Raw genomic sequence first — 23,360 nt, 5'->3', positions numbered from 1 at the left:
ACATGCCCGGCAAATACGAACCTGAGATTGTCCAGGAGGACTGTACCGTTTATTGCAGTACCTGCAATAAAACTATTGAGCTTAAAAAGGGCGAACCCATTCCCCTCTGCTGCGGGAAGCCTATGGAGATCATAGACTAAAATAACCGGCAGCGTAACCATGTCCGGAGAAACTCCGCTTGATACCCTCTATTTATGCTACCGGTTCAAAAATGCTTCCACATCCTTGGCGATCGCCTGGGGTGTTTTATTCGGCCCGTAGCGTTTTACGGCGTTTCCGTTTTTATCAATAAGAAATTTGGTGAAATTCCATTTGATGTTTGAGCCGCAAATGCCTTTAAGCTGTTGTTTTAAATACACATACAGGGGCGAGGCGTTGGCGCCGTTTACCTCTATTTTAGCGAACTGCGGAAAAGTCGTGTGATAATGAGAAACGCGGAATTCGCATATTTCCGCCGCAGTCCCCGGGGCTTGCTTCCCGAATTGATTACAGGGGAAGTCAAGAATTTCAAGACCTTTATCATGAAATTCTTCGTACAATTTTTGCAGCCCTGCATATTGCGGTGTAAATCCGCAATGTGTAGCGCTGTTCACAATTAAAATTACTTTACCCTTGCAGCAGACAAGAGAAACCGGATTTTCTTCACGATCGTTTACGGTAAAGTCATACAAATTCATGCTTGAATTCCTTTACACTCCCTCGAATGCCTTGTCCAGCAGCACCTTTTCAGGGGGCTGGGTAAAGATCGATACTACGGGTACCACAAGAAATGGCACAATAATGGAAATTGAAGCTGCCAAAGGCGATCTGCTTGATCCCAAAATAAAGAAGAGGGCTACCATAACCACCGTTCCTGTGAGGAGTCCCGCATAGGCCCCGGCTTTGGTAACCTTTTTGGAATAGAGGCCCAAAATATACGGCGCGGCGAAGGCGCCTGAAACTACACCCCAGCTCAGCGACATGAGATATACAATGATGCTGATCTGGAAGCGCGAAATAAAATAAGAAATCACAATGAAAATGGCCGAAAGGAAACGCATCATGGCCACGGAACGATCCTTGCCGGTTTTTGCATCTACCTTTGCGGGGTAGAGGTCTATGGCTATCGACGAGGACGAAACCAGCACCAATGACGAGAGGGTGGACATGGAGGCCGACAGCACCAGAAGCATAATCAGGGCCATCAGGGTCTCGGGCAGGTGTTCGGTAAGCAGGGTCGGCACAATGAGATCGTAAAGGATTGCGCCGCTTTCACTTCTGGGCAGGGTTGAAAGATCAAAGAAGAAATGGGAAAAAGCCCCTGTTGAATAGGCTGAAAAACCTATCATCAATGCAAAGACCGTGGTGACTATGGCAGCCTTGGAAATGACCTTTTCGTTTTTAATGGCGTAAAACTTTTGGGTCATCTGGGGAAGGCCCCAGGTACCAAAGCTTGTCATAAACACCAGGGATATGACCGTCAGCGCAGACGGCTGACTTGCGGGGGGTATGTGGGCATTGTAATTTTCCGCGACCTTCCCGATCATCTCAAAGTAACCGCCGCCCTTGCCCGAGAGTACCAGCACCATGACCGCCGCTCCGACGAACATGATGATGCCCTGGATAAAGTCGGTTATGGCAATAGCAAAGTAACCGCCGAGTATAAGGTAGATCCCGGTAAAGGCTATCATGACCAAGAGGGCAACATCGTAAGGTATACCGAATACTTTTTCGAAGAGGTGGCCCAGGCCCTTAAAGACCGAAGCTGAATAGGGGAGAAGGAAGAAGAAGATAATGCTGGCCGCCAGGGGCTTGAGGTGTTTTGCGCCGTAGCGTTCCTGGAGGAATGCCGGCATGGTCATGGTGTCCAGGTTCTGGGTCATGCGCCTTGTGCGCCGGGCCAAAACAAGCCATGCCGCTCCCGCACCTATGACCGCGTTGCCTATGGCTATCCACAGGGCGTTAAGGCCGAATTGCCAGCCCTGGGTGCCTGCAAAGCCGATGAAAATCACCGCAGAAAAATATGAAGTACCGTAAGCCACCGCCGAGACCCAGGGCCCCAGGGTTCTGCCACCCAGGAAAAAGTCCCCCAGGGTTTTGGTTTTCTTCATGCCCCAGATGCCTATGCCCGTCATGAGGGCCAGGAACAATACCAGAAAGACAATGCCGATACTCATTGATTCCATCCTTTTATATATAAGTATTGTATATAAGTATCATAAAACTTGTTTCTATGATAGTATAGGGTTAGAGAATTATATGAAAATTGTCATGTTTACCGATGCCTATTGGCCAAGGGTTAACGGCGTTACCGTGTCGGTGGACTCCTTCTCCAGAGCCCTCATCAAGGAAGGCCACCAGGTACTGATTATCTGCTCCTCCTACCCCGAGTCCTATGATGCCCCGGTATCCCTGGTGCAGGGCGAGGCCAGGGAGGATGATCCCAAGATAGTCAGGGTCCCCTCCATGCCTGCCTTGATTACCAAGGAAGATAGGATAGCGAAATTCCACAAATGGTACTGGGTCTTTAAGCAGGTGGAGCTTTTTAACCCCCAAATCATTCATATCAACACTGAATTCATGATTGCCGAGTTTGGCTTCCAGTATGCCAGGGCGCATAACGTGCCTGCTATCTATACCTTCCATACCATGTGGGAAGATTACAGCCCCAATTACTTTCCCATGTTCCCGCCTTTCCTGGTCAGGTTCGTAACCCGGGGGATACTCAAAAACATCCTGACCCGTTCATACAAGGTGATAGTCCCCACCCCCCAGATTGAAGAAGTGGTGCATAAATACAAGCCGAAAACCGAAACCTTCCTCCTCCCTACCGGGATAGAGCCCGAACTCTTTCACCATGAAAAGGCCGAAATTGAGGTGTTCAGGGAAAAGCTTGAAGACCGTTACCCTGCCTTAAAAGGGAAGCGTATACTTCTCTTTGCCGGCAGGGTGGTGCGGGAAAAGAATATCAGTTTCCTTCTTAAAATAATTCCTGACATAGCTGCGAAATTTCCCGATGTGATACTCCTCATAGTAGGCAACGGGCCGGACCTTGATTACTTCAGGGAAGAAGCGGTGAGTACCGGGGTGGAAAAACTTTGCGTTTTTACGGATTATATGGAAAGGCAGGATCTTGCCCTGGTTTACGCGGTGTCTGAAATTTTTGTATTCCCGTCCCTTACCGACACCCAGGGCCTTGTTACCCTGGAGGCTATGCTTTCGGATAAGCCTGTGGTTGCCATTGGCGCACTGGGTACCCTTATGGTCATGGGGGGGGATAACGGCGGCTTCATGGTGAAGAACGACCCGGCAGAATTTACCGCCAGGGTTTTGGATCTGTTGGGCGATCCTGAGCTTTATAAGAGAAAAGCCGTCGAAGCCAAAGCCCATGCCAAGTCCTGGTCGATTAATGAAATTGCCAAAAAGCTTGTGGGTATTTATCAAACTGTTATAGATACGTACAAGGCCGAATACGGAGAATCCCGTACACCCATGTGGGAAATGCTCATGGACAAACGCTGGTGGAAAGTGAACAACAAGATATTCCGGAAAAAGACCAACCGGAAATGGCGTGAATTTTTTATGAATTTGGCAAACAGAGGGCCTTTTGCAGACTAACACTTTTACTGATTTGGGGGTTTCCCCTCTTTTTATCGAACGCCTTGGGGAACGAGGAATTAACGCCCCCATGGAAATTCAGTCAAAGGTTATACCCCGCCTGGCATCAGGCGGGAGCCTCATTTTCCGTTCGGCTACGGGCACAGGCAAAACCTTCGCCTATCTTCTTCCCCTTTTGGAAAAACTTCTGGGAAGGTGGGATGGAACCCCAGGTTCCACCCTGGGAAGAAACGCTGTGGGGCCTGCTCTCCTTGTCTGCGCCCCGACTTACGAGCTCTGTTCCCAGATCAAGCAGGAGGCGGATTTTCTGCTTCTCAATACAGGGATTAAAACCAACCTTGTCATAGGTTCCGCAGCCATGGGCCGCCAGATAGACGGCCTTAAGAAAGACCGGCCCCAGGTAATAGTGGGGAACCCCGGGAGGCTGCTCATCCTTGCCCAAATGGGAAAATTGAAATTCAGGGATCTGGAATTCCTTGTTCTTGACGAGGGCGATCGCCTGGTAGCTGACGAACTATTTGAAGAAACAAAAACCTTTGTGGCTCTCGTTCATGAAGAATTGAACCGCGAAACCAAGCTCCAAACCATTGTCTGTTCCGCTACTTTTTCCGCCAAAAGCCGCGAACGTCTTCTCTCCCTCATGGGCGAAGCCCAGTCTGAAGAAGCCAATAACGAAGACGTGCTCAAAGAAAAAGTGGAACACTGGGCTATCTATAGCGAATCCCGCCGCAAAGTTAATGCCCTCCGTTCATTTATAGCAGCAGCCGATCCTGGGGGCAAAAAGAAAACTTTCAAAGCCCTGATCTTCACGGGCAGGGGGAGGGATGTGGGAACCATAGTCGCCCAACTCCAGCACCACAAGCTTGCAGCCCTGGGCCTTTGGGGGGACATGGACAAAAAAGACCGCAAGCAGGCACTGGACGATTTCCGCTCCGGCAGTGTCCGCCTGCTTGTTACCAGCGACCTCGCTGCCCGGGGCCTCGACATAAGCGGCATAAGCCATGTGATTGCCCTGGATATCAGCGAGGACAAGGATTCCTACATACACCGCGCGGGCCGCACTGCCAGGGCAGGAAAAAAGGGCATTATGGTTACCATTGGCGATGAAGAAGAAATGCACCGCCTTGCCAAGCTGGAAAAAAAATTGGGCATCACGGTGTACCCCAAAGAGCTTTACATGGGGAAGATAGAAGCGCCCCTGCCTATGGAAGAGGGAGAAGAGTAGCTTCTCCCCTGCACCAAACCGCTTGTACCTGATTAATTATGACGCTCTTTTCCATCATCGCTCTCAAGTTTTGCAATCATCACCTTGTCGATCCTGTTCCCATCCATATCCACAATCTTGAAGCGGTAGCCGTTGTAGTCAAAGAACGCGCCCGTGCGGGGTATCTCGCCTGCAAGATCGAGTATGAAACCTGCCAGGGTATGGTATTCGGCATGGCCGTCCGCCAGGGTGCTGAGGGAGAGGGCGCGGGCCATATCGTCGATGTTGGCTGCACCGTCGGCAAGCCAGGTGCCGTCTTCCTGTTTTAAAATTCCTTCCTCGTCGGAGGCAGCGCCCGAGAGCTGGCCTACGATTTCCTCGATAAGGTTGCGCACCGTGAGTATGCCGGCGAAGCCGCCGTATTCGTCCATTACAAAAAGATAGTTGGCTTCCGCTTTTTTGAATGCTTCAAAGGCTTTGAGGGCCGACATGGTTTCGGGGACAAAATAGGGGGTTCGCATCAATGCTTTTAATCCGGGCCATGGGCCGTTGAGCAGGGCCTGCAATATATCCTGCACCGATACGGCTCCGCTGACCTCGTCCAAATCGCCGTCGGCCACAGGAAAGTACCGCTGATCTCCGCCGCTTTCGGCTGCCTTGCGAGCTTCTTCAGGGCCTGCATCAATGTCGAGCCATTGCACTTCCGAGCGGTGGGTCATAAAAGTCCCCACGGGCCTGTCCCCCAAATAGAAGACGCCCTCCACCATGGTGCGCTCTTCGCTCTCCACAATGCCTGATTTCTCGCCTTCAAGAAGGGCTATGCGGAATTCGTCTTCGGTCATGCCGTGGGAAGAAGCATGGGCAGACAGCATCTTGTGAAAGAGGCCGGAAATACCCGAGTTTGCCATAAGCAGGGGAAAGCCGGGGATGGAGATGACTTTTATAAAAGGGAGAAAGGCGGCGCTTATGGCTTCCGGGGCCGCGATGGCAATCTGCCTGGGGATCACTTCGCCCAGTATGAAAAAGGCAGTCACCGTTAACAGTGTTACTACTAGCACTGACAGTAATTCTGCTAGCGGTACAGTGTTGTTTGATAGTAATACTGTTAATGGTTTTGAAAGCCAAATGCCCCCCATGATGCCTGAGAGTATTTCGAGGAAGATGATGCCTATGCGCAGGGAAGCCTGATAAGGGCCTGACTTTTCAGAGAGCTTCAAAACCCCGGCATAGCTTTTTTTCCCTCCCTCTGCCAAGGAGTGGAGCCGGGGAGTGCGAGCGCAGGCGAGGGCTGTCTTGAGGAGGGATAAGAACCCGCCCGCAAATATGACGGCGAGTATAATAAAAATATAAGGCAAAACACCGCTATCCGGGGGATACTCCATAGGCATTTGCTCAGGCTGATCCGATTTCTTCCCTGGCCAGGGGGCGCACAATAGAAACCCCGTCCTGGGAAGTTTCGAGTATCTTGTTTTTTCCGTCAGGGTTAAGCTCTCCAAAGATCTGCACTATGGGGAAGCGGGGGTTTTCGGGGTTCACATCCACTACCTGCCCTTTCCTTCCGCTGGAGAGCAGCACATAAAGGCCTATGGGGTAAATCGAAAGGGAGAAAACCAGGGCCCGCACTATGGTCTCGTCGTATTGCTTCCCCTCGTTTTTAAGGAGTTCCAGCATGCCCGTATAACCGTCCTTGGCTTCCTTGTGGGGCCGCTGGGTGGAAAGGGCTTCGTAAGAGCAGGCAACGGCGATAATTTTTGCGTAGAGGCTGATCTTGTCCCCCGTAAGTTTCTGCGGATAGCCCGCGCCGTTTTCCCTTTCGTGGTGCTCAAGGGCGGCAAGGTTCACGGTGAGGGGGAAGTCAAAGGACTTAAGGATGTTATAGCCTAAAACAGGATGGGTCAGGATTGCCTTGCGTTCCTGGGGTTGGAGGGACCGCTTGGAAAGATATACCTGGGGGGGGAGCTTAATCATGCCGATTTCGTGGAGCAATGCGGCTACCCCCAATTCGATAAGCCTGTGATTGGGAAGCTTGAGGTAAGACCCAATGATGATGGCAATGATAGTCGATTTTACCGCATGGGAAGCCAGATAATTGTCGTTTGGGGGATTGTTTTTCTGCACCCGTAAAATGAAACGCCTGTCTTCCCTTACTATGTCGCAGGCAGCAATGATCTTTTCCGCCACAGACTTATAGGTAAGCTCGTTCCTGATGGCCACCTGGGTAAAGAGATTCTCCACATATTTTTGGAAGGCTGAATAAAAATTCTCGGCCCTGATGATCTTGTCGCTGTCGGAGAGGAGGGTAGCCTCGGTAAGTTCGGTCTCCTCGCTGGCCTTGGCCTTGTCGGCGGCATAATCCTCGAGGGGTTCGCCGGCGCTGAATATCTCCTTGAATTCCCAATTCCGGAGGGCCTTGATGAGTTTTTCGGTGAAGGGCATTTCAGGGGCAGCCAAAACAAACTGGCTGTCCAGGTATGCGGTTTCCGAGAAAAAACTCCCTGCCGGTATTTCCGCCACAGGATAATTTTTGACTTTCACCTGCTTCTCATCGCTCAAACGCTGCTTCTCCTCTATGATTGCCTTGCCAATTCCCGATTTCTTTACTATCATGTTAAGCTATCATAATTTGAGAATATCCGCAAGGAGAACCATAGCTTGAAATTCAAATCCATCTTCATCCTGTTCAACGTAGTTTTGATCATTTTTCTGGCCGTGCTCTGCCTGACCCCGACCTTTCTTCTTGGCACTGCCTTTGCTTCGGCTTTTTGGCGATCCAACTGGTTTTTGGTGCTGATTCTGGCCGCCATCCTTATGGGTTTTGACAGCTATTTCATCCTGAACCGCCAGCTCTATGCCCTCCTCGAAAAAGAGGACTGGCCCGCCCTGGTCCATTACCTTGAGGACAGGGTGGTGCGTCAGGGCAAGTACAGCCCCAACCTGGTGCGGCTTTTGGCAAATACCTACCTGGTGCTTTCGGATTCCCCCTCGGTGATGAGCCTTGAAAACAAGGCCGCCATTGCCAGGCCCTCCCTGGTGGAGAATAACGCCCTTATCTTCGGGGCTGCCCGTATTTTGGGCCGCGATATACCCGGGGCAGTCCGCTTTTTTGAAACCAGGGTCGCAAGCACCAAGCCTGCCCAGCGGCAATGGGTGCGCTGGTACTATGGTTTTTCCCTGCTCCTCAACAAGCAGTATGAAAAATCAGCCGAAGAATTTTCCCTTCTGGCCCGCTCAGGCAGCGACGGGGTAACCACAGGCCTGGCAGCTTTTTTCCTTAACGATACCCTTGCCAAAGCTTTGCCGGATCAGGCGGAAGATCTTAAGGCCGCTGCAGGGGAAGGAAAAGAACGTGTCCGCAAAACCATGCCCCAGCTGCGGGACTGGGCCAGGGATACCACCAGGATATGCACCGAGATTCACGCCGCTGCCCTTTCCAAATATTTGGATGAGGCCGGGGCTTGGCTTTATAGCGCGTAATTATAGAGGATAACATGAGAAATTTTCCTAAATCATCAAAACTGAACGATGTTTGTTATGATATACGGGGGCCGGTATTAAAAGAAGCCAAACGCCTTGAATCCGAAGGTTTCAGGGTCATCAAGCTCAATATAGGCAACCCGGCGGCTTTTGGCTTCAACGCCCCTGACGAGATACTCCACGATATTATCACCAACCTCCAGAATGCCCAGGGCTACGGGGATTCCCACGGCCTCTTTTCGGCCCGCAAGGCGGTGATGCAGGACTTCCAGTCCAAGGGCGTGCTGGACGTGGAAATGGACGATATCTTCATCGGCAACGGCGTGAGCGAACTTATCATGATCGCCATGCAGGGTCTTTTGGATTCGGGTGACGAAGTCCTTGTCCCCATGCCCGATTATCCCCTCTGGACTGCGGCCGTCACCCTTGCGGGGGGCAGGGCCGTCCACTACCTCTGCGACGAATCCGCGGGCTGGAACCCCGACCTTGACGACATCAAGTCCAAGCTTAGCCCGCGAACCAAGGCTGTCGTGATCATCAATCCCAATAACCCCACCGGGGCGGTGTATGACAAGGCCATCCTCGAAGGCATAGCCGGAATCGCCCGGGAAAACAGCCTCATTGTCTACGCCGACGAAATCTACAGCCGCATCACCTACGACGGGGCAAAGCATATCCCCATGGCCACCATTGCGCCGGACATACTCACCATCAGCTTTGACGGCCTTTCAAAAGCCTGGCGTGCTGCCGGCTTCAGGGCTGCCTGGATGGTTCTGTCGGGGAACAAGAAGTCCGCTGTCGATTATTACGACGGCCTTGAGATGCTTTCCAATATGAGGCTCTGCGCCAACATGCCCTCCCAGTTCGGCATACAGACAGCCCTGGGCGGCTACCAGAGCATCAACGATTTTCTGCTCCCCGGGGGCCGCCTTAAGGAACAGCGGGATACCGCGATTAATATGGTCAATGATATCCCCGGCCTTTCGGTGGTCATGCCTCACGGGGCCCTCTACTGTTTCCCCAAACTGGACATCAAGCGGTTCAATATTACCGATGACGAGAAATTCGTTATGGATCTTCTGCAGGATCAGCATCTGCTTTTGGTCCATGGCACGGGCTTTAACTGGAAAGATCCGGATCATTTCCGCATCGTCTTCCTGCCGGACAAAGAAACCTTGACCGACGCCATGAGGAGGCTGGGGAAATTTCTGGAAACCTATCGGCAGAAGTAGGAAATTACAAGGCTAGGGCATAAAAAAGGCGATGCGCCTGGACGTCGATTGCGCACCGCCTATGTATTAAGGGGGGTTTCCCTCCCGTATAATTTATTATCGGTCAGCGGTTTCGGAACTTTAGAAATCTATTGCATTATTTGTTCAATATAGCCAGGTTATAGCCTGCGGCCTCTGCCAGGGCGTTGTAGAAGCGGGAGGAGAATTCCAGGTGGTTTTGGATAGGTGTGAGGGCAGCAGGGCTTCTTTGGGCTTCCAATTCGTCTATTTCGGGGAAAAGGAAGCCGGCCACCTCTTTAACTTTGCTTGTGGAGAGGGATTTATTAGCATCGTCAAGCTTTTTCAGGGCCCTTTCTTCATCTATGGGCAAGAGGCGGCCTTGTCTGGAGCGGTGGAATGCGGTTTTGGCCGTGTTTGCGGCGTCCTTGGCAAGGGTACTGATGCTGTTTAGACCTTCTATCAGGGTTTTTAGGGCTCCTTCATAGTGGGAAGAGCGGACTTTTTCCGATTCAGAGGAAAAAAAGCCATTATTCAGGTTTGCGAGCACACTCTCCAGCCGTCTTTTTATCTCTTCCCTGCGGGGTGGGAGAGCCAGCAAATCTTCGACAGAGGAAATTTCCAGGCCTTTGATGGCTATGCCTTCCCCTGAGAGGCTCAGGTTCCGGAGCTTGGGGTATAGGCGGAAGCGGTTTTCAAACCAGGCTGCATAGAGGGAAAGGCGCTTGTCTGTAAGCACTGGAAAGCCCAGGCTGTTCTTGGCATTGAAGGGGTGGCCGTCCCGCAGGGCGCGCACGGACCAGGTTTCGCCTGGGACAAAGCGGGTGGATTCGGCGTGGGCCCTGGTCTCGAAAAGGGCGCCTTTAAAGTGGGTTTTCAGTTCCGGAAAGGAGAGATCCAGGCCGGCTATCCAGATAGAAGAGGCGCCCAGAACCCGGGCAAAATCCCAGGCAGTGGTGGCAACGGAGCCCCCCGCCCCGAGGCTGCCCTTGGGATCAAGGCGATCCTCGATAAAGCGCCCCAGGGGGAAGAGGGAGCCGCAGAGGAAGGCGCCCTTAAAGTTTTGCCTCAGGCAGGGTGGATAAACTGCCGACTCAGCCACAAGGTATGCGTTGGGCGAGAGGACCCGGTCAAGGTGGCGGAAATTCCAGTACTGGGGATCCACAGAAACTACGAAATCCGGCTCAACCCCCTGGGAGAGGAGGAAGCGCAGGCTGGTATCCACCGCAATCACAACGCAGCGTTCGGCGATTTCACTGAGGAAGGGGCCTGTCTTGTCCAGGGTAGGGCCCGCGGCAGCGAGAAACGCGGGGATGTCCATGCCGCCGGTTTCGCCTCCGCCCAGCATGCCCGCCAGATGGGAAATCCCCGGTATATCCCGTATGGCCGAAAGATTCCTCGAAAGGTTCCTCACCCAGCGCTTCCCAAAGCGTTTGAGGGTTGCCCTGTTCACGTCGTCCTTGGAAAGCCATGTGCGTATGTTTGCCTCCACCCCTGTATACCAGTCTTCGTCCAGGTTCATGAGGGCGCGGTTGCGAATAATGTCCGGGGCTGTTTTTTCACCAGGTTTTTCAAACAGGGCGAGGGCTGCGCTTACGCCATAGCCGTCTTTCCCCAATACAAAGATGATTTGGTTACGCGAGAGGAGTTCTCCTAGATCGCGGGTTTCAAGGGCAGCCCGCAAAACCTCTTTGTGTTTTTCCACAATAATGAGAGCCCTGCCTGGGGCGATTCGCGCTGCCGCCTCCGCAGCATAGCCCAATCCAAAACCCAGGATGATGACGGGAGCGCGTACTCCCTCTGTCAAAGCCGCTTCAGCAAGCCGGCTGGCTTCCCTTACAGGGTCTCTGGGGGAATGGACATGAAGAGAGCCGATAACCAGGGTCGGTATGCCTGAACTGGCGTTTTCGATATGAAACCCCGCCGGAGTTTCACCAGACTCAGGGCCGGCTTCGAGGGTTTCGGCAAGGCCGGGGTATTTTTCGCGGATTATAGCGATATTGCTTTCCCAGAAAGCCCTGGACTCCATAACTGCCACATTGGTAAATATAACGGTATGCAAATAGTATGAATACCCGGTACCAGGAACAGGCTCATGTGTGTTTGGGGCAGCGGTTTTAATGGACGCGGTTTTAATTTGACAAATATGGGAAATGCCCTTAAGATAATAATTATACCTTTTTTGGAGGAAAAAATGAAACGCATTTTAGTGATGGTAAGCATACTGCTTATCCTTGGTGTTGCTGCCGGTTTTGTAAGCTGCAGTAAAAAACAAGTCGGACAGGCTTCTGACGGGAGCGTAGTACTCAACTACCCCCATTACGCTGTGGGAACCCACCTGGGCAGGACCACATTTGAAGCTTTTTACAAACGGTTTACCGAAAAGTACAACGGAAAAATCACTCTCAAGATTGAAGAACTCCCCAGCGACACGGTCTACAATGACAAGATGAAGGTTCTGGCAGCTTCCAAGGAACTGCCCGATGTTGTGGACGGGAAAAACGGTCTCAAAGCCCTGGCAATCCAGAACGGACAGGCAGTGAATTTAAAGCCCTTCCTTGATCAGGATCCTGATTTCAGGGATAAGGTCATAGGCCCTGCTGCTCTTGCCGCCAATACCGAGCCGGACGGCAAGATCTACTCCGTAGTTTCCGGCAGCCAGATCATCGGCTATTATTACAACAAGGAAATGTTCCAGAAGGCAGGCATACAGCCTGCGCGAACTTGGGATGAATGGTTCAGCAACTGTGACAAACTTAAAGCTTCAGGAGTTGCGCCCCTGGCCCTGATGACCGGGGAAAATTCCTGGACTACCAATCTGATCCTCTCCGCCATGGTTTCGAGCAGGGGCAGTGCGGGCCAGGCCTTTATGAACACCAAATATCCGAAAACCTACCAGACACCGGAAGTGATCGCCGCTCTGGGGGACATACAGCGCTGTCTGCAAAAGTACACCACCCCCGACGCGCTGGGCGCCCTGTACGCTAACGCCGCCAACAATTTCCTTATGGAACAGGCGGCAATTATTGCCAATGGCCCCTGGATGATCGGGGACTTTTCCAATCTGGAAAAGACCGCTCCCGGATTTGACAAAAGAGTCGGCTGGTCTATGTTTCCCGGCGACGGACTCGTTACCAGCTACCCCGAAGGCCAGGTGCTCTGCAGCCCCCCGGATCGGGTAGAAGCAGGCTGGATCCTCCTTAAGGAACTATGTTCACGGGAATACCAGCTGGATGCCCTTCGGCTTCAGGGAGGACTTCCCACAGCGGTTGACCTGGAGATACCCGAAGACGTAAGGCAGTCGATGCCCCTGGTAGTGGAACACGCCAATTCGGTGAGCCAGATGAAATACCATGGCGATACCTTTGACGTAGTGTCCTACGCCAGCGTGGTAGATGCCTTTGGGCGGTATTACCCCGAATTGGCGGCAGGAACCCTGACTCCTGCGGCTATGGCTGTCCGGCTTGACCAGGCTGCCGCGGCGGCAAACTAAGGTTTTCTCGCTTTAGGGCAAATCAATCAACAGGATACCCATTTTATGGGCATCCTGTATTTTTATGGATTAAGGATCTAAAAGAATGACGATAAAAAAGAGGTGGATTGTTATATTCCTTTTCCCCGGAATCCTGCTGTTTTCCTTTGTCTATCTTGCGTCGATTGTCAATGTTTTCGGCACTTCCTTCACCACCTGGAGGATAACCCAGGCCATCAGTTTTAACGGCGTCGGGAATTATTTTACCCTTTTTGTTTCCGACAAATTCCAGAAGGCCCTGGGCAACAGCCTTATCTGGATCATTCTCCAATCCACAGTCCATGTCGCTATCGGCATTGTTTTTGCCCTGATTACATCCCGCAAAAAATGGTATTCCACATTCAGCAAAACTGTTTTTATGCTGCCCAATATACTTTCCAGCGCCGCATTGGGGATGCTCTTCTATAATGTTTTTAACCCTATGTACGGCCCGGTGAATAAAATAATCCAGTTCTTTGGCAACAAGAATTTCAATGTGAACTGGTATGCCAACGCGGATACCGCCTTTTTTGCGGTAACCATGACTTGGCTGCCCTTTGCCGCTATAATTGCCATTTTGGCAGCTGCGGAACTGGCAGCAATTTCCGATGATATTTTTGAGGCCGCTGTTATAGACGGCGCCAGCGAGTTTCAGATTAACTGGCGGATCAAGCTCCCGCTGCTGAAAAACGCCATCGGCACCGGGACCATCCTGGCCGCCACTTCCATGCTCCAGAAAATGGATATACTTATCATGACCAGCAACGGCGGTCCGGGGAACCAGACCATGAACCTCCCCCTGCTTATATACCTTACCGCCATGCAGGATAATAATTTCGGCCTTGCCAACGCATGCGGGGTAATCCTGATACTTATCGGGCTTGCTTCCATCGGCATCATCAACAAAATCTACCGGATGAACGAAACGGTATAAGGGGGAAGCATGAAAACAAAGAAAAGCCCGGCCTCCCTGCTGCTCATACCGGCGGGAATTTTCCTGGTACTGATAATCCTCATCTCCATAGGCCCCTTCCTCTGGGTCCTCTTGTCGTCGGTTAAAACTAACCGTGAGATCCTCACCTTTAGTTTCCGGTTTACCAACGGGGTCCATTGGCAGAATTATGTCAACGCTTTCAAGATCGCCCCCATTGTGCGCTACTTCCAGAACAGCGTATTTATAACCATCATGGGGGTGCTGCTCAACCTCACCGTTATGAGCATGGCAGCCTATGTGCTGTCCCGTTTCAGCTTCCGTTTAAGGAATTTTATCCGCGCGTTTTTCGCCATGGGGCTGCTTATCCCCGGCGCGGCGCTGTTGCTGCCTCTTTACACTTCGATCAAAGCTGTGGGCCTTTACAATAATGTTTGGGGTCTCATAGTTGTCTATACCGCTTTCGGCATCCCGGTTTCGGTCTTTATCATGTCCAGCTATTTTTTGACTATCCCAAAGGAAATGGAGGAGTCGGCCTATATAGACGGGGCAGGCTTTCTTAAAACCTTTGCAATCATTATCCTGCCCCTGGCGCGTCCGGCCTTTGCCACTGCGGGCATCATGCAGTTCCTGCTCTGCTGGAACGAATTCCAGTTTGCGTTAACTTTGACGACAGGGCATGATGCCCGTACCCTGCCTGTGGCCCTCTATTATTTCAAGAGCGCCTTTGCCAGTGACTATGGCGCCATGTTCGCAGCAATAGTGTTAGTATCATTGCCGAGTATTATTGTGTACAGCTTGCTGCAGAAACAGGTGGTTTCGGGGCTTGCCGCAGGATCGGTTAAGGGATAAATTATCAGGCTTAAGGAGTACATTATGACATCACATGAACGTATTAAGCGCATGTTTGAGCACAGGGATGCCGACAGGGTACCCATCACCGACAGCCCCTGGCAGGGCACTTTGGCCCGTTGGAAGAAAGAGGGCATGCCTGCGGATGCAGACTGGCGGGATTACTTTGATGTGGATAAAATCGAAACCATCGGTGTGGATGTAAGCCCCCGTTACGAAAAGAAGGTGATTGAAGAAACCGCCGATTATGTTATTTCCACTACCGAATACGGCATCACCCTTAAGAATTTCAAAGTGCCCGATTCTACTCCGGAGTTCCTCGAATACAAGGTTAATACCCCGGAAAGATGGGCCGAAGCCAAGGCAAGGATGACTGTTTCACGGGATCGTATTGATTGGGATTTCCTCAAAAAGAATTACCCTGTATGGAAATCCGAGGGCCGGTGGATCGAGGGGCTTTTCTGGTTCGGTTTCGATGTGCTCCATTCCTGGATGGTTGGAACCGAGACTGTCCTTATCGCCATGCTCGAGGAACCTGAGTGGTTTACTGACATGGTTGGCACTTTTCTTGATAACACTATTGCGCTTTACGACATGGTCTGGGATGAGGGGTATCATTTTGACAGCATCTTCTGGTATGACGATATGGGGTACAAAAACCGCACCTTCTTCTCCAATGATCTGTACGCGGATTTGCTGCAGCCCCTGCACAAAAAGGCAATTGACTGGGCCCATAACCACGGTATCAAGGCCCACCTCCATTCCTGCGGCGACGTGATGACCCGTGTGCCACAGCTTGTGGATATTGGCCTGGACGCGCTTAACCCCATCGAGATAAAAGCAGGTATGGATCTTAAGGCGCTTAAAAGGGATTACGGCTCGAAGCTGGTCTTTCACGGCGGGGCAAACGCATTGCTGTTGGACAAGATGGATCAGATCCTCCCCTATATTGACGAGATGGTTCCCATAGTCAAAGAGAACGGCGGCTATATTTTCTCATCGGATCATTCCATTCCCAATGCGGTGTCGCTGGATAATTACAGGCAGATTGTGGAAGCGGTCAAGAGGGTGGGGAAGTATTAAGGCTTCCCGGCAATTCACTCAAACTCCAATACAATCACTGTGTCCGCCGCGAGGGGCGTTCCGGGTGCGGGGCTTTGCCTGGCTACCCAGCCGTCGCCTGAGATCTGGAAGGTGAGGTCGTCCCTCAAGAGGAGGGGGAGAAGCTGCCGCTTTGAGATCCCGGTAAAATCAGGCACGGTTTCGTTCACTGCGGGGTAGGGGACTGCCGGGATGGAAACCGCCCCCGAATGGGCTATCTGGGGGTTGCGCCCCCGGGGTATGCCCAGGTAGTTGATGAGCGCTTCGGCAGCTTCCCGAATTTGGGGGGCCGCTATCCTGCCGCCCAGGATTTCGCCCTGGGGTTTTACTATCACGAGGTAGAGGATTAACGAGGGCGCCTCGGCGGGGAGCAGCGCAACGCAAGAGGCAATGAAGTCCGTGGTAGAATACGAGCCGGTTTGGGGATCGATGATTTCGGCGGTGCCGGTTTTGACCGCCAGGGAAAGATCTTCCACATTGGCCCGCCAGCCTGTGCCTATGCTGGATGTAACGTCTGTCATGTAGCTTCTCATGGCCCGGGCAGTTTCAGCTTTAAGCACCCGGCGGCTTTCGCCTGAGGGATACTCCCTCGATATTTTGCCATCTGCGGAGACTATGCGGGACACGATACGCGGGGGCTTCATGATGCCGTCGTTGGCTACGGCCGAGGCGGCCTGAAGCATCTGCAAAGCCGAGACGCCAATTTCCTGGCCCATGGCTATAGTGGGTTTGGTGCGATCCGACCAGCGTTCCGTAGAACGAAGCAAGCCTGCGGTTTCGCCCGGGAGCCCTATGCCGGTGCGGGCTCCGAAACCGTAATCCTTGAGGAGGGCGTAGAAGGGATCGGTCCCAATGCGGTCGGCTGCATAGGCAGCGCCGGTGTTGCAGGAGTAGACAATGATATCCCGGGCGCTTACCCTGCCGTGCGCGGCAAGGCATCTTATTATGGTGCGTTCGCCCCTGCTCGAAACCCGTTCGTAATGCCCGTTGCAGGTAAAGATGGTATTTCCTGAAATAGCGCCCGAGTCCATCAATGCGGAAAGCGAAAAGACCTTGAATACCGATCCCGGCTCATAGGGCCAGGTGGCAGGATTATTCCTGCGGGTATTTTCGCCGGAGTTCCTGAAATCGTTGGGGTCGAAACCCGGGAGGGAGGCCGAACCGAGTATATCCCCGCTGCGGGGGTCCATCGCCAAAAACATCACCGACTCGGCGCGGCTGTCCTTCATGATTTGGCCCGCTATGCTTTCGAGTATGTGCTGGACATTAATATCAATAGTAAGAAAAACCTGATTGCCGCTGCGCCTTGTCCCGCCTGTAGAGGGCGCAAGTTCATTTTCAAAAGCGAACTCTATGCCCTCAAGGCCCATACCCTCGTCTCCTGTAAAACCTATAATCTGGGCTGCCAAATTCCGCTCCGGGTAGATGCGGCCCACTATGGGCTCTATGCCTACACCCTGAAGCTTTTTTTCGGCTATAGCATCTTCGATGAGGGTTAAAGTAGAGCCCTCGACCCGCTTCTTAAGATAGACAAAATCGGAAGGTGAATTTTCGATACGCTCCCTGATATCCACGGGGGATGTTTCAAGGAGGGGGGCAAGCTCGGTGCTCAATTCTGCGGAATTTTTCATTTCCGGCCGCCAGAGGGTGATGTTGCCAAGCCGGGTTTCGAAGGCAAGAAGCCGTCCGTTCCTGTCCAGTATAGGGCCTCTCCCGGCGTTGATTGCTGTCCGCGCTCCTCCCCCTTCTTCCTCCTTGCCCAGCATGAGGTAGGCATAACGGCCAAGCACGCACAAGGCCAGGGCGCCAAGAACTATGAAAAATACAAGACGCCGCTTGCCGGAAAACCGGTTCTGTTCACTCATTTTACTCCCAATACCTTGCCTATAATGTTATCGGATAAAACAGGGCCGTAGGAGCGGGAATCGTAGGACTGGAGGCTGTTGTCCCCCAGGGCATAGAAATCCTCCCCCGAAACTTCCCCGCAGCGTTTGACAGCAATCTCGCCCAGGGGGGTGTAGAAGACCACAATATCCCCCTTTTTGGGATGGCCCCAGTGCAGAAGGTAGGCCCCTGAACCCGGAATCCTCAAACCATAGGACAGCTTGCAGACCAGCAGCATCTTCCCGGGATTTATGGCTGGGACCATGGAATGGCCTTCGGCTATCATAAAATCAAAAAGGAAAAGTTTCATGAGGATGGCTGCGATGAACGCCCCCAGTATAGCCTTCCCCACGGCCCCGCTCCCCCTCACCTTTCCCATAGATAAAGTATAAACGTTCACCTAAAAAATGTCGATAAACCAAGTAACTATGAATGATTTTCTTTCCAACCAGCATGTAAGGCGCCGCAAATCCCTGGTGAAAAAGCACGAGGGAAAGCCTGCGCCAATGAGCTTTAAGAACCCTCCGCGCGTCAACCGGAATGGGGATTTTTTCCAGCAGGTTAAGCAGAGGCCCCAAAAAGCCCCCCATGCCCGCTATGACAATGCGGAAGGCGAGAAAAAGCCCCGTTTCTCCCGCCGCTTTTCCCTTTCCTTGCCCCTGCTTCCTGCGGCGGGTCTCTTCATGCTTCTTTTGGGGACTGTTTTGGTCATCAACAACCGCCAGGGAGCCTCCCTGAGCTGGATGCACCAGGACGTAGTGTCTGTAAACCCTATAAGCGATGAAGAGCCGGCCTATGATATGGCCCTCTACGCAGGGATAAATCCCGAGACCGGAGTGGCGATAAACCCGGCGGCTTCAGGTTCTGTCGAAGTTATCCCCCCGGGCTCTGCCGGGGTAATGGCAATGGCCGCAGCCCCCTTAGCGGTTCCTGAAACCCCCAAGGCCGAGGCCATCCCTCTGAATCTTGCAGAAACTTTTGCCTGGGAAACTTATAAAGTGAAGAAGGGCGATTCGGTTTCCAAAATCGCCGCTTCCCGGGCCATCTCCATGGATGCTATCATAGCTTCCAATGATATACCCAATGCCCGCATCCTGCCGGAAGGGAAGGTCATCCGCATTCCCAATATGGACGGCATACCCTATAAAGTGAAGAAAGGCGACAGCCTTTCGAAAATCTCCCAGTCCATGGGGGTGCCCCTCGAGGCCATACTCGATGCCAACGATATTCAGCAGGATGTGATTAAGGAAGGGGAGACTATTTTTGTCCCCGGCGCCCGCATGAAGACCGAGGATCTCAAATTGGCCTTGGGCGAGCTTTTCATCTATCCCCTGAAAGGCGCCCGCCTGTCTTCAGCCTTTGGCTGGCGCAACGATCCCATAACCGGGATAAGACGGCACCATGCGGCAGTGGATTTGGCTGCCCCAATAGGCACCCTTGTTAAAGCGGCCTCGGATGGCAAGGTTTCTACAGTAGGGTTCAACTCAACCTTTGGAAAGTTCATCGTCCTGGGCCATGCAAACAGCTTCCAGACTATGTACGCCCACCTCAACGTGGTTTCGGTAAAACAGGGCGATCAGGTGAAGCAGGGAACGAAGATTGGGGAAGTGGGCAACACCGGCTACAGTACCGGCCCTCACCTTCATTTTGCGATATTCAAGAACGAGCGGGCGGTTAACCCCCTTGATTTTCTTGCCCCATAATATATAGTTATAAACGATAACCTGTTTTGGAGGTTTCATGCGAAAGCTTGTTATAATTCTCATTGCCTTTATAGCAGTAGTTACCTTTATCCGGGCCTTTGATAATTCAGGGGATCTGGATATGAATATATCCCCGGGGATTTCCACTACCCTTAAACCATGACTTCTGAAAAAGGCAAACTTACCCTGACGGAAGACTCCCTGTTTGAAGCTGTACTGGACAGTGCTTGTGAGCGTCTTGAAGACAAGCAGGCGGAGTATGCCATACGGCGGCTCCGGGAAATGGACGCCCAACTGGGAATTCTGGAGAAGGAACTGGACGGCCTCGTTCAGTGCGACACCTGCCATGAAAATCCGGCCTAAATCCCTCTTATTCCTTTCTTTTTTGATTTTGTCCTTCCCCCTCTGGGGGAAGGTGAATTTTTCCGCTCTCGATCTGTCTGCTGATAACCGCCTGCTTTTTAAGGCCAATTCGGCTGGCAGCGGGGCAGCGGCCCAAAGCGCCCTTTTTATTGCCCGCCTTCCTGACCCCGCCCTTCAGCAGCTCAGCTCCTTTCCCGAAAAAATGGATCTTATAGACAATGGCAGGATGCTCCAGATACGCAATGCTTTTGGCTGTTCGCGGCTTCCCATATCAGGGGGCCTTCCCCGGCAGATTCCTGGCTTCCCCTCTTTTGCAGGAGGCAGCCCTGCCTCAAGCGGCAGGGTGGAAGACATGGCGGTCTCGGCGGACGGCCGCTTCCTGCTCTATATTGATCCCGTAAGCGCCGCTTACGGGAACCTTGTCATGCTGGACGCAAGCTCCGGGGCCAAGATCACGGTTGCCCTCCATGTGGAGAGGCCGGATCGCATCTTCCCTGCCAGTTGGAGCCCCGATTCAAGGGTCTTTGTGTATGCCCGCGGCGGCAAGCTTTATTACTACACAGTGAATCCTGCCTCAGCCCCTGTGGACGAGAAATTCCGCTTTATTGGCGAGGGAACTGTCAATTCTGTGTATTGGGGCAGGGGGGGCGATTTCTTCTACCTCCGGGCTTCCACGATCTACCGGGTGAGGGCAGCCGAACTTTTTGCCCGCGCCCTCTACGCCGGGTTTTTGGAAATCGGCACAGTGGCTGGAAAAATCCCTTTTGAATTCAGCCCCGGCTTTGACAGCTTCTGGATTGCCCCCGATGCCCGTTCCCTGATTTTGTCGAAGGGGGGAAGGAATATTTTTTATATCCCCCTTGATTTTGATGATTATGAAGGAAGCGGCGATGCATCCCTTCCATACCTTGCGGTACCCCGGGCCTGCCTTAGCCTGCAGGTGCTTTGGCCAAGCGGCGGAGCCATAACAATCCTGGCCTCCTTGCCTGCCCAGAAAACAGGGGAGCCTCCGACCCTTGCATGGCGGCTCCAGGGCCATGCCTTTGTCCCCCTTTCAGCGCCTTTGGGCTCAAGCGCAAGCCTCTCGCCCGACGGCACCAAAGCCCTGGCCTGGGGCTCAGGCGGCATAGCCCTCTACGATTATATCAACTGGAAAATTCTTGACACCATAAGCACTCGGCCTGCATATTCCTGTGTGTGGATAGGTAACGATGATTTTGCAATAGGCGATGATCAGCGCATAGAGCGCATACGCCTGGGTTCAGGGAATTCTGCTTCTACAGCCGGTATTGCCCGCCGCGACTTGATCTGCCTTTCCCAAATAAGCCGTTTCGGTTTTGAGGATAAAGTTTCCGGCGATGCCCAGCCCCGCATCCTTGCCCAAAATGGCAGCAGCTGGTACACCACCGACTGCAGAAGCCCCTGGGCCGAAATTCCAAACCCCCAGCTGAGGGCCGTCTCCCAGGTTTCTTCCCGCTACCGCGTCTACCTCGACAGGCAGAGCGGCGGCCCCTACGAGAACCTCCCCATGATACGGAACATTGCTTCCGTGGGAACAGCCTCTCTTCTCCCTGTTACAGACCGCCAGGGCGGCCTCCGCGAGCTTGGCCTCTGCTTTGACCTGTACGATGACGCCGAAGGCCTCCCCGAAGCCCTGGACGCCCTGAACCGTTTTGGCATTAAAGCTACGTTCTTCCTTGGCGGCGAATTCATACGCCGCTATCCCGCAGCCGCAGCCGACATTGTTGCTTCAGGCCACGAAACCGCCTCCCTCTTCTTTGCGCCCATAGATCTTTCAGACGCCCGCTACCGCATAGGGAGCGATTTTATATCCCGGGGCCTGGCTCGCAACGAAGACGAATTCTATCGCGCTACCGGCTCCGAGCTTGCCCTGCTCTGGCATCCCCCCTATTATGCCGCCTCCCCCGAAGTCTCTTCCGCCGCAGCCCAGGCCGGCTATACCACCATCGTCCGCAGCATAGATCCCCTGGACTGGGTAAGCCGCGAAGACGAGATACGCTTTTCCCTGCCCCAGTATTCAGCCTCCGATATGGTAGATCGCATCATGGAAGCCAAAAAGCCCGGCGCATTAGTACCAATACGCTTAGGACTGCTCCCGGGCGGCCGGGTTGACTATCTCTTTAACCGGTTAAATGTTCTGCTGGACGCATTGATGCAGGAAGGGTATACGGTAGTGAAGGTATCGACCCTGCTGGAACATGGGAAAGAGTAATACAATTTTCGCTTTTAATTAGTTATGCAGAGTACAATGCATCATGAGGATCTTTCTTCATTTTTTCCTGAAAAACAGCCTTATCGAATCCCAAAGTCGTTTGAAAAAGTTCCCCTTTTCAATGTCTTCTGTAGTCAAAAGCGGTATGCGGCGGAGCTCGCCCTGATCGTCGGAGAGTATCAGTTCGCCTGCGGGGCTGCCCGAAGGGAGGGGGGCGATGAGGGGGTCTATTAATTCGGTTTTCCAGTAGAGCCTGTTTGCCCGCTCTTTTAATGAAGTGAAATCCAGGGGCAGGGAGGGCGCAAGGCCTGCAAAGTTGGTTTTGCCTTTCCAGACACGGGCCTGTTCCAGTTCCGGCAATTGGGGGCGGACTGTTTTGTAATGATTGAAAGCCCAGGCTAAAAGGCGGCGGCCGTCCTCGTCTCGTATTCTGTCGCCGCGCCATTCGGCAGGGGCGCCGAGTATTACGGCAATGAAGCGGGTGCCGTCGCGAAGGGCGGTGAGGGCTATGTTGGGGCCTGATTCGTCGATGTAGCCTGTTTTAAGGCCGTCTACGCCTTCAAATTTTTCAACGAAGCGATTGTTTGTATCACGACCCCCGACAAGGAGGCTGTTGTGGTTGGACTGGGTTATAGTGCCGGGGTTTTCACGGAAAATTTCAGCCACATTCTCTGCCCTTGGGTAAGAAAATGTTTCTACTGAGTGGTAATTCTTTAAAGCCTGGGGATATGTTTCCACATAGAAACGACAAAAGGAAGCGAATTCCCTGGCCGTGGTCATATTGTATTCGGAGATGCCCGAAGGCTCGACAAAATGGGTTTTTTCAAGCCCCAGCTTGGAAGCGGCTTCGTTCATCATTGCCACAAAACTGTCTACTGAAGGGGCAAGCTGAAGAGCCACGGCAACGGCGGCATCATTCCCTGATGGAACGGCGAGGCCCAGCATAAGATCATTTATGGTAAGTTCTTGCCCCTCGGCCAGGTGCATAAGGCTTGAACGGGAAGGCTGGTTCCTTGCCCAGCTTTGCCGAGGAGGGGATATTTTTTTGCTGAGCGAAAGCCTCCCTGCTTCGGCTTCGCGGAGCACAAGGTGCATGGTCATAAGTTTGGTTAATGAAGCAGGGGGGATTTCTTCGTCCGGGTTTTTATAAAACAGAAGAGTGCCGGTACTTGAATCCATAAGCACGGCTGCTTTGGATACTATCAGCGGAGCATCATCTGCCTGGGCGTGCAGCATTGCGCTTAATATAAACAAACAGGCGAGTAAAAGTATGCGGCG

Annotated in this window: 21 protein-coding genes; 13 read left to right on the top strand and 8 right to left on the bottom strand. The window is 52.7% G+C overall.

Annotated elements, in window-relative coordinates:
* The first annotated feature begins 2 nt into the window (after positions 1-2).
* Positions 3-140, top strand: coding sequence for a hypothetical protein (locus TREAZ_RS18260; RefSeq protein WP_015711980.1), 138 nt, complete (start codon positions 3-5; stop codon positions 138-140).
* A 57-nt stretch (positions 141-197) separates the two neighbouring features.
* Here the strand turns inward: TREAZ_RS18260 and TREAZ_RS11220 are convergent, their stop codons facing one another.
* Together TREAZ_RS11220 and TREAZ_RS11215 are read right to left on the bottom strand one after the other, a co-directional pair.
* Complete coding sequence (locus TREAZ_RS11220) at positions 198-677, bottom strand: glutathione peroxidase (RefSeq protein WP_015711979.1); 480 nt, start codon at positions 675-677, stop codon at positions 198-200.
* Positions 678-689: 12 nt separating this feature from the next.
* A complete protein-coding gene (locus TREAZ_RS11215) occupies positions 690-2,156 on the bottom strand; it encodes a sodium:solute symporter family protein (protein ID WP_015711978.1) in 1,467 nt (488 codons plus the stop codon).
* An 82-nt stretch (positions 2,157-2,238) separates the two neighbouring features.
* On the opposite strand from TREAZ_RS11215, the gene TREAZ_RS11210 reads away from it, so the two are divergent.
* Complete coding sequence (locus tag TREAZ_RS11210) at positions 2,239-3,597, top strand: glycosyltransferase (protein ID WP_015711977.1); 1,359 nt, start codon at positions 2,239-2,241, stop codon at positions 3,595-3,597.
* Positions 3,587-4,822 carry a DEAD/DEAH box helicase gene (locus TREAZ_RS11205; protein ID WP_015711976.1) on the top strand — a complete coding sequence of 412 codons (1,236 nt, stop codon included), beginning with the start codon at positions 3,587-3,589 and terminating at the stop codon, positions 4,820-4,822. The genes TREAZ_RS11210 and TREAZ_RS11205 overlap by 11 nt, the downstream gene beginning before the upstream one ends.
* A gap of 32 nt (positions 4,823-4,854) precedes the next feature.
* On the opposite strand, the gene TREAZ_RS11200 is transcribed toward TREAZ_RS11205, so the two are convergent.
* Positions 4,855-6,189 (bottom strand): hemolysin family protein, encoded by a 1,335-nt coding sequence (locus TREAZ_RS11200; RefSeq protein ID WP_245535027.1) that lies wholly within the window; start codon positions 6,187-6,189, stop codon positions 4,855-4,857.
* A gap of 4 nt (positions 6,190-6,193) precedes the next feature.
* On the bottom strand, positions 6,194-7,408 hold the full coding sequence (locus TREAZ_RS11195) for an HD-GYP domain-containing protein (protein ID WP_015711974.1): 1,215 nt from the start codon (positions 7,406-7,408) through the stop codon (positions 6,194-6,196).
* A gap of 45 nt (positions 7,409-7,453) precedes the next feature.
* Here TREAZ_RS11195 and TREAZ_RS11190 point away from each other — a divergent pair, with 45 nt between their 5' ends.
* Entirely contained in the window at positions 7,454-8,275 is an 822-nt protein-coding gene (locus tag TREAZ_RS11190; RefSeq protein ID WP_015711973.1) for a hypothetical protein, read from the top strand.
* Positions 8,276-8,289: 14 nt separating this feature from the next.
* Positions 8,290-9,507, top strand: a complete 1,218-nt coding sequence (locus TREAZ_RS11185; protein WP_015711972.1) for a pyridoxal phosphate-dependent aminotransferase — start codon at positions 8,290-8,292, stop codon at positions 9,505-9,507.
* A gap of 136 nt (positions 9,508-9,643) precedes the next feature.
* Here TREAZ_RS11185 and TREAZ_RS11180 read toward each other — a convergent pair whose 3' ends face one another.
* A complete protein-coding gene (locus TREAZ_RS11180; protein ID WP_043923467.1) occupies positions 9,644-11,533 on the bottom strand; it encodes a motility associated factor glycosyltransferase family protein in 1,890 nt (629 codons plus the stop codon).
* A gap of 165 nt (positions 11,534-11,698) precedes the next feature.
* Here TREAZ_RS11180 and TREAZ_RS11175 point away from each other — a divergent pair, with 165 nt between their 5' ends.
* The 4 genes from TREAZ_RS11175 (at position 11,699) to TREAZ_RS11160 (ending at position 15,881) form a co-directional block, all read left to right on the top strand.
* Positions 11,699-12,997, top strand: coding sequence for an ABC transporter substrate-binding protein (locus tag TREAZ_RS11175; RefSeq protein ID WP_043923466.1), 1,299 nt, complete (start codon positions 11,699-11,701; stop codon positions 12,995-12,997).
* Positions 12,998-13,082: 85 nt separating this feature from the next.
* A complete protein-coding gene (locus TREAZ_RS11170; protein WP_015711969.1) occupies positions 13,083-13,949 on the top strand; it encodes a carbohydrate ABC transporter permease in 867 nt (288 codons plus the stop codon).
* Between the two features lie 9 nt (positions 13,950-13,958).
* Positions 13,959-14,798 carry a carbohydrate ABC transporter permease gene (locus TREAZ_RS11165; protein WP_015711968.1) on the top strand — a complete coding sequence of 280 codons (840 nt, stop codon included), beginning with the start codon at positions 13,959-13,961 and terminating at the stop codon, positions 14,796-14,798.
* Between the two features lie 24 nt (positions 14,799-14,822).
* On the top strand, positions 14,823-15,881 hold the full coding sequence (locus TREAZ_RS11160; RefSeq protein WP_015711967.1) for a uroporphyrinogen decarboxylase family protein: 1,059 nt from the start codon (positions 14,823-14,825) through the stop codon (positions 15,879-15,881).
* A 14-nt stretch (positions 15,882-15,895) separates the two neighbouring features.
* Here the strand turns inward: TREAZ_RS11160 and TREAZ_RS11155 are convergent, their stop codons facing one another.
* Together TREAZ_RS11155 and lepB are read right to left on the bottom strand one after the other, a co-directional pair.
* Complete coding sequence (locus tag TREAZ_RS11155; RefSeq protein ID WP_015711966.1) at positions 15,896-17,764, bottom strand: penicillin-binding protein; 1,869 nt, start codon at positions 17,762-17,764, stop codon at positions 15,896-15,898.
* Positions 17,761-18,162: a signal peptidase I gene (gene lepB / locus TREAZ_RS11150; protein ID WP_043923061.1), complete on the bottom strand. Its 402-nt coding sequence runs from the start codon at positions 18,160-18,162 to the stop codon at positions 17,761-17,763. The genes TREAZ_RS11155 and lepB overlap by 4 nt, the downstream gene beginning before the upstream one ends.
* 49 nt (positions 18,163-18,211) lie before the next feature.
* On the opposite strand from lepB, the gene TREAZ_RS11145 reads away from it, so the two are divergent.
* The 4 genes from TREAZ_RS11145 to TREAZ_RS11135 are packed head-to-tail and all read left to right on the top strand — an operon-like array spanning position 18,212 to position 22,082.
* Entirely contained in the window at positions 18,212-19,486 is a 1,275-nt protein-coding gene (locus TREAZ_RS11145; protein ID WP_015711964.1) for a peptidoglycan DD-metalloendopeptidase family protein, read from the top strand.
* 37 nt (positions 19,487-19,523) lie between these two features.
* Complete coding sequence (locus TREAZ_RS18620) at positions 19,524-19,649, top strand: hypothetical protein (protein ID WP_015711963.1); 126 nt, start codon at positions 19,524-19,526, stop codon at positions 19,647-19,649.
* The gene (locus TREAZ_RS18255; protein ID WP_015711962.1) at positions 19,646-19,849 is read left to right on the top strand and encodes a hypothetical protein; all 204 of its coding nucleotides are present in this window, start codon (positions 19,646-19,648) and stop codon (positions 19,847-19,849) included. Before TREAZ_RS18620 ends, TREAZ_RS18255 begins: the two co-directional genes overlap by 4 nt.
* Positions 19,850-19,901: 52 nt before the next feature.
* Complete coding sequence (locus TREAZ_RS11135; RefSeq protein WP_169312632.1) at positions 19,902-22,082, top strand: polysaccharide deacetylase family protein; 2,181 nt, start codon at positions 19,902-19,904, stop codon at positions 22,080-22,082.
* A gap of 57 nt (positions 22,083-22,139) precedes the next feature.
* Here the strand turns inward: TREAZ_RS11135 and TREAZ_RS11130 are convergent, their stop codons facing one another.
* Entirely contained in the window at positions 22,140-23,318 is a 1,179-nt protein-coding gene (locus TREAZ_RS11130; protein WP_245535026.1) for a D-alanyl-D-alanine carboxypeptidase family protein, read from the bottom strand.
* Positions 23,319-23,360 lie beyond the last annotated feature (42 nt).

Source organism: Leadbettera azotonutricia ZAS-9, assembly GCF_000214355.1.
In the GTDB taxonomy this organism is placed as follows: Bacteria; Spirochaetota; Spirochaetia; order Treponematales; family Breznakiellaceae; genus Leadbettera; species Leadbettera azotonutricia.
This window is presented reverse-complemented; position numbering and strand designations above follow the sequence as displayed.